The 14,189-nt window shown below is 43.1% G+C and carries 12 protein-coding genes; 9 read left to right on the top strand and 3 right to left on the bottom strand.

Translation table 11 applies throughout. The annotated features are described in order from the left end of the window. Positions 1–74: 74 nt before the first annotated feature. The gene (locus tag MKY19_RS28740) at positions 75–1,934 is read right to left on the bottom strand and encodes an LTA synthase family protein (protein WP_076285608.1); all 1,860 of its coding nucleotides are present in this window, start codon (positions 1,932–1,934) and stop codon (positions 75–77) included. 283 nt (positions 1,935–2,217) lie between these two features. On the opposite strand from MKY19_RS28740, the gene MKY19_RS28735 reads away from it, so the two are divergent. Both MKY19_RS28735 and MKY19_RS28730 read left to right on the top strand, forming a co-directional pair. Next, a complete protein-coding gene (locus tag MKY19_RS28735; RefSeq protein ID WP_339799250.1) occupies positions 2,218–4,524 on the top strand; it encodes a helicase C-terminal domain-containing protein in 2,307 nt (768 codons plus the stop codon). 53 nt (positions 4,525–4,577) lie between these two features. Next, a complete protein-coding gene (locus tag MKY19_RS28730; protein WP_042131437.1) occupies positions 4,578–5,546 on the top strand; it encodes a Gfo/Idh/MocA family oxidoreductase in 969 nt (322 codons plus the stop codon). Positions 5,547–5,622: 76 nt separating this feature from the next. Here MKY19_RS28730 and MKY19_RS28725 read toward each other — a convergent pair whose 3' ends face one another. Both MKY19_RS28725 and MKY19_RS28720 read right to left on the bottom strand, forming a co-directional pair. Further along, positions 5,623–6,306: a CidB/LrgB family autolysis modulator gene (locus MKY19_RS28725; protein WP_076285611.1), complete on the bottom strand. Its 684-nt coding sequence runs from the start codon at positions 6,304–6,306 to the stop codon at positions 5,623–5,625. After that, entirely contained in the window at positions 6,300–6,674 is a 375-nt protein-coding gene (locus MKY19_RS28720) for a CidA/LrgA family holin-like protein (protein WP_076285612.1), read from the bottom strand. The genes MKY19_RS28725 and MKY19_RS28720 overlap by 7 nt, the downstream gene beginning before the upstream one ends. 112 nt (positions 6,675–6,786) lie before the next feature. Here MKY19_RS28720 and MKY19_RS28715 point away from each other — a divergent pair, with 112 nt between their 5' ends. The 7 genes from MKY19_RS28715 (at position 6,787) to MKY19_RS28685 (ending at position 14,108) form a co-directional block, all read left to right on the top strand. Further along, complete coding sequence (locus MKY19_RS28715; RefSeq protein ID WP_076285613.1) at positions 6,787–7,719, top strand: LysR family transcriptional regulator; 933 nt, start codon at positions 6,787–6,789, stop codon at positions 7,717–7,719. A 112-nt stretch (positions 7,720–7,831) separates the two neighbouring features. Next, entirely contained in the window at positions 7,832–8,071 is a 240-nt protein-coding gene (locus MKY19_RS28710; protein WP_076285614.1) for an aspartyl-phosphate phosphatase Spo0E family protein, read from the top strand. 195 nt (positions 8,072–8,266) lie between these two features. Then, positions 8,267–9,667, top strand: a complete 1,401-nt coding sequence (locus MKY19_RS28705; RefSeq protein WP_042192578.1) for a hypothetical protein — start codon at positions 8,267–8,269, stop codon at positions 9,665–9,667. Further along, positions 9,621–9,743 (top strand): hypothetical protein, encoded by a 123-nt coding sequence (locus MKY19_RS28700; protein ID WP_262495583.1) that lies wholly within the window; start codon positions 9,621–9,623, stop codon positions 9,741–9,743. Before MKY19_RS28705 ends, MKY19_RS28700 begins: the two co-directional genes overlap by 47 nt. A 204-nt stretch (positions 9,744–9,947) precedes the next feature. Beyond that, positions 9,948–10,469: a MarR family transcriptional regulator gene (locus tag MKY19_RS28695; protein ID WP_081382663.1), complete on the top strand. Its 522-nt coding sequence runs from the start codon at positions 9,948–9,950 to the stop codon at positions 10,467–10,469. Then, complete coding sequence (locus MKY19_RS28690) at positions 10,462–12,222, top strand: ABC transporter ATP-binding protein (RefSeq protein WP_042131431.1); 1,761 nt, start codon at positions 10,462–10,464, stop codon at positions 12,220–12,222. Before MKY19_RS28695 ends, MKY19_RS28690 begins: the two co-directional genes overlap by 8 nt. Continuing rightward, positions 12,219–14,108, top strand: a complete 1,890-nt coding sequence (locus tag MKY19_RS28685) for an ABC transporter ATP-binding protein (protein WP_339267673.1) — start codon at positions 12,219–12,221, stop codon at positions 14,106–14,108. The genes MKY19_RS28690 and MKY19_RS28685 overlap by 4 nt, the downstream gene beginning before the upstream one ends. The last annotated feature ends 81 nt before the right edge of the window (positions 14,109–14,189 follow it).

Here is a 14,189-nt window from a genome sequence, read left to right as displayed (position 1 = left end):
CTTATAGATACAGAAAGAAGGCCACCTTCTCCGGAGAGAAGGTGGCCTTCTTTGAAATATAATAATGATAAGTTCTAAGGTTCAATTGGTTTGTCTGGCAGCTGCGTAATGTAACTATGGGAAAGCTGTAGAAGTCTCAATGCTCGGTTGTATTCATCCTCAGTAGCAGCCGGTGCTTTTCCATTATAAATAGGGTATTGGGTATTATCTTCAAAGCTGTTACCCGGAATAAGCAGTCCTGAGCTGGAAATGAAAGATCCAGAAGGTAAATAATATCTTTCTGGCAGCAAATTATAAGTCTGACTGAGTAGATCTTGACCGAAAACTAGGTTATTCTCTAATGAAATTCCAAGAAGACCAGCAGCAGTTGGCATAATATCCACTTCGCCACCGACTTGCTCTAAGGTCTGTGATGCTGTGCTGTCTCCTGCATGAATGAGCAGAGGAATGTTTAACATATCCGCATAGGAATATTCATGACCATAAATTTCAGTCATTAATTGCTTATCATCATGATCGAGAGAATAAATAGGTAGTCCCATATGGTCTCCATAAATCATGATCACGCTGTTATCCCATACGCCATTCGCTTTAAGCTCTTCTACGAAATGTCCGAAGGCATCATCCGCATAGTTCTGGGAACGGATATAGTCACCCACAAAAGTACCTTCGTAACGCTCTGGTAGCTTCATGCGGTATTTTTCCTCAGGAATTGTGAATGGATGATGCGCTGACATCGAAATGATCTGAGCGTAGAAGGGTTGACCCTCGTTGCTCATTTCTTTCAGTTTGTCAGCAGTTTTACTATAGAGCGTATCATCAGAAGCGCCGAAGAAGAAAACATCATCTTCACCAAAGAATGAGCGATCATAATAATGATCGAAGCCCAGTGAGTCATACAGCTCACCACGGTTCCAGAACTCTACGACATTGGTGTGGAAGGTTGCGGTCTGATACCCATTGTCTTTAAGCAAGCGTGGCAGACTTGGTAGCACCTTATCCACATAGGACATCGTTGCCGCACCACGCGGAGGGATGTAGGCGGATGTGTTCACTACGAATTCTGCATCCGACGTATTCCCTTGACCTACCATTTGATAGAAATTAGGGAAGTAAAGACTATCCTTCATTACCTTGTTCAGGTTCGGTGTAATCTCTTGCCCGTCTAGCTCAAGACCCAGCAAGAAGTTCTGGAAGGATTCCAATTGAATGATAATAAGATTTTTGCCTTTAGCCGTGCCATGAAGTGGAGAACTAACCGCAGTATTAATCCCCTTCACTTTGTTGATGGCATCTTGTGTAATGTCACTTGATTGCACAAGCTCTGGTTCTTCTTTTGCAAAGATCGTATAGGCTTCATAGTTAAGAATACCCATCTCCTGAGCTTTCTTAATTTCGTTCATACTAGCCTTATTAGGCAAAATGTTAAACAAGCATAAACCAAGTGAGACTGCGAATAGAACACTATATTTTATTTTTCCGTTACGACGGTTGATATTCTCTTTTTTATAGACACGGCCTTTCTTATTAAAGAAGAAATAGCCTCCTAGGACAATTATATCTGTAAAGATTAACAGGTAGTAAGGATCCATCAGTGAGAATACGCTGTTGCTGACGGCTGTGACTTGATTCACCTGTTCCGCGGCATGGTAAGTTACAATGACACCATAATATTTAAAATACATAATGGCTGCGAAAAAGATGGCTGTTACTAATAAATTGACTGTCATGTAATATCCAAGCTTTCGTTTGGAGGCGAACCGCTCAATAATACAGAAGAGCGCCCAGGCAAAAGGGATTTCTGTCAGTAATGATTTCCAAGGCAGTACATCATCAAAAATGACGCCCCAAGCCAGAAATGCTTTTAGGATAAAAAGTATTGTGAAAAACACAAAAGGTTTAATGATCCAACGTTTAATATTAAAGGATGACACAGCTTCCCCCTCTTTCTACATGATAAAACGCCATTTCTCAAACAGGACGAAACAGCACCAAGACAAAATGACTCCATAGTAATAAAATTTATTATGCAGGGCTAGCAGAAGAAAGTCAAAAACCGAAAGCGTAAGTATAAGCTTTGTGGAGTGCGTAAAGTTAAACACGCATAGGTGAAAGATGATGTTTATGCTATCCCATGGGGTTATACAGTGATTAAAGGACCGAAATAGACATTGGGAACAAAAAGGATATATGGATAATTAAAGGAGGTGAGAAAAGTTGGATCATACTGTAACCCTATCCGTTAGAACTCTCGTCGAGTATGTTTTTCGCAGCGGTAGTATTGAGCCTGGATTTCATGGTACTTCCTCTATGGTTGAAGGAACACGAATTCATCAGAAAATCCAAAAGCAATATAAGGAAGGTGACCGCAAGGAGGTCTATCTGAAAACAGAGATCCCTTATGGTAGCTTACTCTATATAGTAGATGGGCGCTGTGATGGACTGCTTGTTTCGGAGGATGGGAGCCTAACGGTCGAAGAAATCAAATCAACCTCCGGACTGCTGGACATGCTGGAAGAGGGACATGAGGTTCATTGGGCTCAGGCGCTGATGTACGCATATATGGTATCGCTGGAGCAGGAGCTTTCTTCTATTCAAGTAAAGCTTACCTATGTCCACCGGGCTACTGATGAGCAAAAAAGCTTGTACCGAACGTTGTCTTTAGATGAACTGATCTCATTTGCTAATGATACCGTAGCCAGATATGCTCCGTACGCTGAGATGATGGTTCGTCATGATGCTAAGAAAGAGCAGAGCCTTCGAGAGTTACAATTCCCGTTTCCTTCTTATCGAAAGGGACAACGGCACTTTGCCGGAGCGGTGTACAAATCCATCGTAGAAAAGGTCAGTCTGTTCGCTCAGGCGCCCACAGGCATCGGAAAAACAATGTCGACGCTGTTCCCGGTCCTTAAAGCAATGGGCGAAGGACAAGCTAAAGGATTGTTCTATTTAACGGCTAAGACGGTTACCCGTTTTGCCGCGCAGGAAGCAATCTCGTTACTGCTGACGCAGGGACTTCAGCTGCATGTCATCACACTTACTGCTAAAGAGAAGACCTGTTTTCATGATGAAGGGATTTGTGGTAAGGATTCCTGTCCCTATGCGGAAGGCTATTATGATCGGATTAATGATGCGGTAATGGATCTGTTAGAGCATGAGACACTGATGAGCAGAGACACCCTAGCACTGTATGCTCACAAACATAAAGTGTGCCCGTTTGAGTTCTCGCTGGATGCAGCCTATGCCTGTGATGCGGTGATCTGCGATTACAATTATATATATGATCCTCGGATCAGCCTGAAACGGCTAACAGAGGAGAGAAAGAGAGAAACGGTGCTTCTGGTAGATGAAGCACATAATCTGGTAGACCGGGGACGAGAGATGTTCTCTGCCTCTTTGCTGAAGGCCCCCTTTCTAGAAATCCAGCGTCAGTACAAGGAAGTAAACCGTAATTTGAGTACTGCAGCTAAATCGGTGAATGCTTTTTTCATCTCCCTTCGCAAAATTTGTAATGAAGAGGGGCAAGGGCAGTGGGCTTCGTTCCCGGAGGAGCTGCCAGCCTTGCTTGAGATATTTTCTTTGGAGGCAGAACAGGAACTTATTCACCCGAGTGCCAGCATTGTTCCTCAGAATGGAGAAGGAGAGAATGTTCTTCTGGATACCTATTTTGCAGTTCAAGGGATGCTTCGCACCTTTAAGACCTATGATGAACGCTACATAACCTATGCTGAGGTTCGGCGCGGCGATGTGTACTTGAAGTTATTTAATTTGGATCCATCGCATTTACTCCGACAAATGTCTAAGAGCTTTCGAAGTCAGATTCTGTTCTCTGCTACGCTTTCTCCATTATCGTATTATCGGGATATGATTGGTGCGGTGGAGGAAGATTACAGTTTAACGGTCTCATCTCCTTTTCAGAAGGAGCAGTGGGAGGTGACCGTGCTGCCTGTCTCCACACGTTATCATGACCGGGAAGCTTCTCTCATCCCGTTAACTCAGGCATTGAATCAAATGGTTTCAAAGAAGGGCAATTATCTGGTTTTTTTTCCTTCATATCTCTATTTACAAAACGTATATCAGGCCTTTACGGAGAATTACCCCGAAGTACGGACTTTGATGCAGGATACAGGCATGAGTGAGCAGGCTAGAGAAAGTTTTTTAGCAGCATTTAGTCCAGATAATGACGAGACACTGTTAGGATTTGCTGTACTCGGAGGGATCTTTTCGGAAGGTGTAGATCTGCCAGGAGACCGTCTTAACGGGGTAATGGTTGTTGGTGTTGGCCTACCGCAGCTTGGTCTTGAGCGTAATTTACTGCGTCAGTATTTTAATGCCCGAGGTAAAAACGGCTTTGATTATGCTTATGTCTACCCGGGAATGTGCAAGGTATTGCAAGCTGGAGGCAGACTGATTCGAAGTGAAACAGATACAGGCATTATTGTGCTTGCGGATGATCGCTTTTTGCAGAGTCCTTATATGCATTTGCTTCCCGAAGAATGGAGAGATTATCTTATCCGCTCATAAGAGGGTATAATCTATGAAAAGGTATTCATAATCAATCGGCAGGAGGAAAAAGAATGACATTAAAAGTGGGTATTGTGGGTACGGGTTGGTTCTCTAAGGTACATGCTGATTTACTGGCAGAGATGGATGATGTCCGTTTGCAGGCGGTCTGCGGAAGCAGTAAGGCTAAAGGCGAAGATATGGCACGTCCATACGATGCTGCTGGATATGGTGATATTACGGAAATGCTGGATGCTGAGAAGCTCGATGCTGTTTATATTTGTGTGCCCCCACAATCTCATGGTGCGATCGAACGATCATTAATCAAGAGGGATATTCCCTTTTTTATAGAAAAACCGCTTAGTATGACTACTGAAATTCCTGCAAGCCTACTTCAGGATATCAAAGAACATAATTTGTTAACCTCGGTAGGATATCATTTCCGCTATCAGGAGAACATTAAACGTCTGAAAGAAACTTTGCGTGGTGACAAGGTCGGTATGATTATGGGGCAATGGATGGGTGGCATGCCAGGCGTAGCTTGGTGGCGTGATCAGAAGCAATCCGGAGGACAATTCACAGAGCAGACTACACATATCGTCGATTTAGTGCGCTATCTAGCGGGAGAAGTAAAGGAAGTCTACGGTATGTTCGGAAACCGGATTATGCATGAACAGCATGAAGGTGTGAGCGTTGCAGATGTAGGCACCGTATCCCTGAAACTTGAAAATGGAATTATTGCTAATATTTCAAATACATGCGTTTTACCTGATGAGGTGGGAAGTGTAGGTCTTAGCTTCTATAATGATCGGGGACTTTTGGACTGGAACCCGGATCGTCTCTTGGAAGTGCGAAGCGGCAATAGTACCGAATTTGAGAATACAGGAAACCCATATTTAGTAGAAAGTGAAGCCTTCATACATGCTGTACGGACGGGCGATCGCTCGCGCATTTTATGCGACTATGAGGATGGATACAAAACCCTAAAAGTCACCTGTGCAGCCTACGATTCAGCGCAAAGCGGATTGCCTGTTAAGTTCTAGGGTTTGATTCATAGAAAAAGGACATGCTACTTTAGATGTACTAAAGAGACATGCCCTTGGCCCAAGCTGGGTTAGCCTAGTGGAGGAATATCGCGAGCAAAGCTGGCGCCACACCTATAGATAACAGCGCGGACAGAATCATCGCAATACTGGAGATGGTTCCGGTCAGTGAACTAAGCTCGAAGGCTTTAGATGTTCCTGTACCATGTGCAGCGGTTCCCAGCGATACACCGCGCGCAATTTCATTCTCAATGCGGAAGATGCGAAGTACAGTAGGGCCCATCATTGTACCCAGTATCCCGGTAATAATGACGAAGACTGCCGTAATACTTGGTACACCGCCGATACTTTGCGAGATGCTCATAGCGATCGGTGTAGTTACCGAACGTGGGACCAGACTAGCTGCCAGATCGCCGCTAACATGCAGCCATTTGGCGAGCAGAATGGAAGAGATCACCGCAACTATCGTCCCTGACAGCACGCCTGCCGCAATTTCGGCGGCGTGCTTTTTGAGTACCTTGAAGTTCTTATGCAAAGGGATGGCAAAGGCCATGGTTGCTGGTTGCAGCAAATTCGTCAGCCATTTTCCTCCCGCATTGTATGAGTCATAAGTAATGCCTGTTATAAGCAGAAAGATGATCATAATCACTGGTGTGATGATTAATGGAGAGGTGTAGACTTTACCAGTAGAAGCATAGATACGTTTCGCGAGTAAATACACCGCGACCGTGAGAGCAAAGAATAACAGAGCGTTTAACATGATCCTTTCCGCTCCTTCGCTTTATAAATTCTACTGGTAAGTAATCCGGAACTAGCCATCACAACAAATGTGCCTAAGACGACAACGGCAAGAATGCGTAATCCATCCGTTTCCAGAATATTAGCGTATTTCATTACACCTATAGCAGATGGAATGAAGAACAGCAGGAGCTCGGCGAGTAGCCAAGAAGCACCAACTTCTACCCAATTCAGACGAATGACACCGAACTCAAGCAGGAGAAACAATATAATCATTCCGAGTATGCTTCCGGGAATAGGGATATGCAATAATGGGGTCACAGCATTGATAAGTAAAGAGAATAACATAAGTCCCGCTACCTGCAGCAAGCCTATAACAATCTTTTTCATAAGGCTTCGCTCCTTTCATGATAATGAAAGTTTACATCAATTGTTTTCATAGGTAAAATGAATAGATCGAATAAATGACATTCCTTTTGTCTATGAATTAGGGGGCGCATAAATGGATATCCGACAATTAGAATATTTCGTTCAAGCGGCACGAATGAAAAGCTTTACCAGAGCTGCTGAATCATTATATATAACACAGCCCACGATCAGTAAAATGATTCGGAATATGGAGGTCGAACTGGAGGCGGACTTGTTCTACCGTGAAGGGAAGAGTGTAAGGCTTACAGACGCAGGGGAAATTTTGTTCACCAAAGCGCAAAATATCGTGGAGTCTTTCGCTAGCTTGTCTTCCGAACTGGATAACTTACGAAATCTGGAGCAGGGCCACATCCGCATCGGCCTGCCTCCAATGGTAGGAGCGAGCTTTTTTCCATCGGTGATTGGTCAATTTCATAAACGTTATCCGCAGGTTACGATTCGTCTTCATGAGGATGGGGCCAAAAAAGTGGAGGAAGATGTAGAAACGGGACTGCTGGACATTGGAATGGTCGTATTGCCTGTAGATACAGCCAAACTTCATTGTTTTACCTTTGTTGAAGAGAAGCTGAATCTTATTTTGCCTATGGGACATCGACTGGCCGAGGCAGAGCTTGTTCCGCTAAGTGAGCTGGCAGAAGAGGAGTTCGTGCTATTTCGAGAGGATTTCACGCTGCACGATCGGATTATTACGGAATGTGTAAAAGCTGGATTTCAGCCGAAGGTTATATATGAGAGTTCACAATGGGATTTAATCAGCAAGATGGTAGCCGCAGGAATGGGAATCGCATTATTGCCGGAAACCATTTGCCGTGACATGGATCGCTCACGATTGGTAGTCATTCCTTTGACAGAACCGGTAATTCCTTGGCAGATCGCTATGGCTTGGCGTAGAGACCGTTATTTATCATTCGCAGCACGTGAATGGATTTCTTTTGCAAAGGGACTATTGAGAGAACAGTATCCAAATGAGCTTCCCTATGAGCCTATAGAACATCCGAATAAATAGCTATTTTATTTTTTGTGGATGTTCTGCAAATTTTTCTTTTTTTTTGAAAATATGTTTTTTGGTATCATGGATTATGATAGGAAGAGATGTTGATAGAGAGAAGGAGAGAGTTGTGACACTATATCAAGGTTCTTCCGAGAAAGCTTATAGAAGAGACTACAGAGAAGATGAGCTGTTTGTGACTATAGAGAGCCTTAGATGCGAATTGCTGGAAGTCGCGGAGCAACGGAGTCTTAGTGACCATGCTGTCCTAGAGCTAAGCGAGCGATTGGACGGTTATATTTTGCTGGCACAACATAAGATGATGGAGAACTTGCGCAGTCGCAAGGCAAGTGCAACAGCTTGCTGCTGAAGCTCAAAAGCCGCTATTACAATAAATTAAACTCGATACATCCATAGAATTACACTATTACAAAGATCCAACCGATAAAGAGGAGAGAAATACGCTCCTCTTTTTGTCGTACAATCTATAAGTTGTACAATCCATAACTTTCACCTATAATGTCAATTAATAGGATCTTTTCAAGTCAAACTTTGGGGGTGCCGAGTGGAGGGAAAGTTAACAACTATACGCTCAGAAATTGAGAAAAATCTGTCCCGCTCCGGCCATAATCTCGCCTCATTTTCAAAAATATGTGGCCTGAATCGTGGAAGTCTCAGTGCAATTTTGCACGGGAATCCGCCGAAGCCTATGTCCCTGGGACAAATAGATGCAATCATTAAAGCCTTTGGATTTCCTGACGGTTGGTTGTATCCTTTATATATTGATGAATGCTTTAATGAGGAGAAGGTCTCACGCCGCAGGGTGGAGCCTTTTTTAATACGTTGCGCTGAACTAGGCAAGCAGCAATGTATTGATGAAACATTAAGCAAGTTATTGGAATATCCTAAATCGCTAGATATCGTTTATTCGATAGCTGAAAAATTGTTTAATAAAGGTAAAATAGATGAATCCATGTTTTTCTATAAAATTGTAGCAGAGAATGAGTCCGACAGTTACTCAGAGAGATTGGCTATCAGTCATTATCGTATTTTTAGAGCAATCTTATCAATTGTCGATTCAGATGAGAAGTTGCATGCAGTTATTACATTTGAACCTTTCAGGAATCGACTGCCAGAAAATATGCAGTTAGATGGTCTACTTACTCTAACGCAGTTGAGCTTTGATCTTCGTCGATGGATTAAAATGGAGTCGTTCGCTGATGAACTAAGAACGTTGGCCAATGCTGTTTATCGTGACCAATTACGAAAAAGTCAGGATAGAAGAAAGGAAGTTCTTCATACTGAACGTCCGCTTGTTGTTTATTATGGACATGGATATCTACTTAAAGCAATCTCACTTACCAAGCAGGGTAAATATGAGGAAGCTAAGAAGTATACTGCAGGCTATGCAGACCTTAGCTGGTTTGAAATGATTAACGAAGAAGGTCGTCAGGCTGTAGAGCAATTCCGGTTATTCGCAATTGGTAATGGATTCACGATAGAGATGTTGATGGGCAATGTGGATGTCTTGCCTAACTATACGGATTTTTTGGCAGATCACCCGGGCGAAATCTTGGCAGGACTTATTACTATTATGGATGCGGCTAATCGATATGGGTTCTCTGCTGATAATATACTTACACGATTCTCACGAGAAATGTTGAGATTTGAAGGGTTTCAGGAGCCGAATAACGTGGACCGTGTATTCCGTTTGTACTATCAAGTAGCGATCTATCAAATAAATAGGAAACGTTATGTTACAGGCGTGGATTATCTTGTGAAATCTCTCGAGTTATCTATTAAGCAGAATAATGGAAAAGACTTTATTAATTGTATAACTTTATTTGAAATGAGTAGAGATTATGCTAATACTGCTCAACAGGAGAAATATAGAGAATTAGTAAAGGGGGTGAGAAAAAATGAAAAAATCACTATTGATGATGGTAAGCGTGTTAGCATTGTTTAGCTTCATCATTATCGGACCTGTAGGCTCTGGAAGCAATGGAGGCATTACAACGTACGAGCATGGAGCTTGGTTCTAAGAATACAGAAATCTATTCAGTATTCTTATAATACAGAGTAATACATATACGAAATTGGACTCCCTTGCCATTGTGCTGGGGAGTTTTCTTTTTCGTAATAATTGATACCGTATTCAAAATTTGACAAAGCGTTGCACCGAAAATATAATTAGGTAGCCTAAATAATACAGTGTTTAATAATTAGCTGACCTAACTAAATTAGAGGTGAAAGAAATTGGGATAAACGGAGGAAATACAGAAAATACTGAAAATTCAGTCGCACACGAGCTTTTTGCGGCGATGAAACGGCTGCATAAAGGCCAATGGCAAAAGGGTGTTGAAGGCCATAAGCCGAGTGAGATGACTTTAATGATATGCATTGAAAAATGGAATCATTCTGATGATGAGGGTCTAAAGATATCTGAAATCAGCCGACTACTCGGATTCACACCTCCAACTATTACGCAGTTGATTAATAGTCTTGAGGCGAAACAGATGGTGGAAAGACACGCAGATCCTTCGGACCGAAGAGTCGTACGCGTGAAATTGACGGAGAGTGGAAAAAAACTCACACGAAGAGCAGAGCAATACAGAGACGCAATGCTGGATGAGCTCGTACGTTACTTAGGTGAAAAAGAGACTAAGCAGCTCACAGAACTGTTGCTGAAAGTACATGCATTCGTTGAGGATAATCCACCACCTAATTGGGATAGGCTACAAATGAACGGAGATGAGAAGCTTGATTAAATTATTTAAACAACTGAAGCCATTTCGAGTAGCTATTGGTGCTGTATTAATTCTTGTGTTCTTGCAGTCCATGGGCGACTTATACCTCCCTACGCTGATGTCCGACATTGTCGACAAAGGTATTGTTCAGGGAGACCGTACTTATATTTGGAAAATAGGTAGCTTCATGCTTTTAGTAGCAGGGGGCGGGGCCTTATGTTCAGTCATTGCCAGCTATTTATCAGCAAAAGTGGCAGCAGGATTCGGTAAACTTACCCGTGCTCGTGTATTTAATCATGTAGAGAATTTTACACTGCATGAATTCGATAAGCTTGGTACCGCCTCTTTAATTACCCGTACAACGAATGATATTACGCAGGTACAGACTGTACTTACTATGATGCTGCGTATGATGATCGGTGCACCGATGATGATGATTGGTGGTATCATCATGGCGGTATCTGAAGATGCGAAATTATCATTGATATTTGTAGTAGTTATTCCGGTACTCGTTGGTGCAATTTTCTTTATCGGTATGAAGGGATTACCACTGTTTAAAGCGATACAGGTCAAGCTGGATAAATTAAATCTGGTTCTACGTGAACATTTGACGGGTATCCGTGTTATCCGTTCATTTAACCGGATTGATCATGAGAATAAACGCTTCTCCGAGGCTAACCGTGATCTGACAGACACGGCGATCAAAGTAAATAAAATCATGGCCGGCTTGATGCCGCTTATGATGATTGTTATGAACTTTTCCATGATCGCAATTCTTTACTTTGGTGGGATTCGAATCGGCGATGGCGATTTGCAAGTCGGCTCACTGATGGCATTTATTCAATATGCGATGCAAATCATGTTCTCCCTGATTATGGTGTCGATGATGTTCGTGCTGATTCCTCGTGCTTCAGCTTCAGCCTTGCGTATCAATGAAGTGCTCGATATGCGGCCGGAGTTCACAGATCCATCAGAGAGTGAATTACAAACAACGGCTCAAGCAACTAAAAAAGACGGCCGTGATCATATGCGTGGTTTTGTTGAATTCGATAATGTCTCCTTTTCTTATCCTGGCGCGGAACAACCTGCACTTTCGAAAATTAGCTTCAGTGCTCGCCCAGGTGAAGTTACTGCGATTATCGGTGGTACTGGTTCAGGTAAATCTACGCTGCTTAGCTTGATTCCAAGGTTCTATGATGTTAACGAAGGTGCTGTACGTGTTAACGGAGTAGATGTGCGTGAGATGACTCAGGAAGAGCTACGGAGCAAAATTGGTTACATCCCTCAAAAAGCGGTATTGTTCTCAGGTACGATTAACGAAAACATTCGCTACGGTAAAGAGGATGCTACCGATGAAGAAATCATTCATGCAGCCAAGGTAGCTCAGGCCTACGATTTCGTGTCAGCAATGAAAGATGGATTTGATTCGGAAATTGCTCAAGGCGGTAGTAATGTCTCTGGTGGTCAGAAACAGCGGCTGTCCATTGCACGTGCGCTTGTGAGAAAACCTCAAGTTTATCTGTTCGACGACAGCTTCTCTGCACTTGATTTCAAAACAGATGCCAAGCTTCGTGCGGCACTCAAAGATGAAACCACGGAATCCACTGTTCTAATCGTAGCTCAACGGGTTAGTACCGTTATGGATGCCGACCGGATTATTGTTATTGATGAGGGTGAAATCGCCGGAATGGGCACTCACCGTGAACTGCTCGCGAGCAGTGATGTGTACCGCGAGATCGTATCCTCGCAGCTGTCAGAGGAGGAAATAGCATGAGCGAACAAAACAATAAACCTGCTGCTCCGCGCGCCCATAAAGGTCCTGGACCTGGTGGCGGCCCTGGCATGCGGATGCCTGCAGAAAAGGCTAAAGACTTCAAGGGTACACTTCGTCGTCTGATTAAGTATTTAAGACCTCGTATGGTTCAATTGATTATCGTTCTTGTTATGGCAATTGCCAGTACTGTATTCAGTATCTTCAGTCCTAAGGTTATGGGTAAAGCAACAACTAAACTATTCGAAGGTGCTTACGGTAAATTAATGGGTGTTGAGGGAGCTTCCATTGATTTTGGATACATTAATGATATCCTGATCATACTTGCGGGTCTGTATTTGCTTAGTGCTCTATTTAGCTATATTCAGCAGTATGTAATGGCTGGCGTAGCTCAGAAGGTCGTCTACGACATGCGTGAGCAGATCAACAGCAAGCTGGAACGTTTGCCTTTGAAATATTTTGATTCCCGTACCCACGGGGAAATTCTAAGCCGTGCTACGAATGATGTGGATAACATCAGTACTACACTGCAGCAGAGCTTAACTCAATTAATTACTTCTATTGTCACCATTATCGGTGTCATCGTAATGATGCTTACCATCAGCCCATGGCTGACTTTGATTACGATTGTTACATTGCCACTCAGCTTCGTTGTGATTATGGCTATCTCCAAGCGCTCGCAGACTTATTTTGTCGGACAGCAGAAGTCACTCGGTCAGTTGAATGGTCATGTAGAAGAAATGTATACAGGTCACCGGATTATTAAAGCATTTGGTCGTGAACCGCAGTCCCTTAAGGATTTCGATGAAATTAACGATAAGCTTTACGATTCTGGCTGGCGTGCCCAATTCATGTCGGGTATGATTATGCCGCTCATGATGTTTATCGGTAACTTGGGTTATGTAATGATTTGTGTAGTCGGCGGTATCTTTGTTACTAAAAAAATGATCGATGTCGGGGATATTCAAGCTTTTATTCAGTACTCCCGTCAGTTCACCCAGCCGATTGCACAAACGGCTAATATTGCGAATATTATTCAATCCACTATTGCTTCCGCAGAACGGGTATTTGAACTTCTGGATGAAGAAGAGGAAGTTAAGGAAGTTAATACTACACTTGCGAAGCTTGATGAAGGTACTCCGGAAGGTTCCGTTGAGTTCCGCCATGTGAAATTCGGATATAAAGAAGATGCGATTCTGATTGAGGACATGAATATTGAGGTTAGTCCAGGTCAGACTATAGCCATTGTCGGTCCTACTGGTGCTGGTAAAACCACTCTGATTAACCTGTTGATGCGCTTCTACGAGCTTAATGATGGGGAAATTATCATTGATGGCGTCAATATTACCAACATGAGACGGAGTGACCTGCGCAGCAAATTTGGTATGGTGCTTCAGGATACCTGGCTGTTCAATGGTACGATCCGCGATAACATTGCTTATGGACGTGAAGGTGCCTCAGAAGCTGATGTGGTACGTGCTGCCAAGGCTGCTCATGCCGATCACTTTATCCGCACACTTCCGCTTGGCTATGATACGGTGTTAAATGAAGAGGCTTCTAATATTTCTCAAGGACAGAAGCAGCTGATTACGATTGCGCGTGCGATTCTGGCCGATCCATCGATCCTCATTCTTGATGAAGCAACGAGCAGTGTCGATACACGGACAGAATTGTTGATTCAAAAAGCAATGAAAGCATTGATGCAAAACAGAACCAGCTTCGTAATTGCTCACCGTCTTTCGACGATTCGAGATGCCGACCTTATCCTTGTTATGAATCAAGGTAGTGTAATCGAGAAGGGCAACCATGAGGAACTGCTTGCACAAGGCGGATTCTATGCTGATCTTTACAACAGTCAGTTCTCCGAAGGAGATTTGGACGTAGGCTAAATTGAAGTGAAAGAAAAAGTATAGCAATCCATAAACCCCTCTTTTCACATGTTGCTGATTTTATATGTGAAGAGAGGGGTA

This window comes from Paenibacillus sp. FSL R5-0744 (assembly GCF_037972555.1).
Taxonomy (GTDB): domain Bacteria; phylum Bacillota; class Bacilli; order Paenibacillales; family Paenibacillaceae; genus Paenibacillus_AQ.
This window is presented reverse-complemented; position numbering and strand designations above follow the sequence as displayed.

Coding starts and splice junctions, on each gene's coding strand:
- MKY19_RS28685 (WP_339267673.1), top strand. CDS start 12,219: ATGAGCGAACAAAACAATAAACCTGCTGCTCCGCGCGCCCATAAAGGT.
- MKY19_RS28715 (WP_076285613.1), top strand. CDS start 6,787: ATGGATATCCGACAATTAGAATATTTCGTTCAAGCGGCACGAATGAAA.
- MKY19_RS28700 (WP_262495583.1), top strand. CDS start 9,621: ATGAAAAAATCACTATTGATGATGGTAAGCGTGTTAGCATTGTTTAGC.
- MKY19_RS28730 (WP_042131437.1), top strand. CDS start 4,578: ATGACATTAAAAGTGGGTATTGTGGGTACGGGTTGGTTCTCTAAGGTA.
- MKY19_RS28720 (WP_076285612.1), bottom strand. CDS start 6,674: ATGAAAAAGATTGTTATAGGCTTGCTGCAGGTAGCGGGACTTATGTTA.
- MKY19_RS28725 (WP_076285611.1), bottom strand. CDS start 6,306: ATGTTAAACGCTCTGTTATTCTTTGCTCTCACGGTCGCGGTGTATTTA.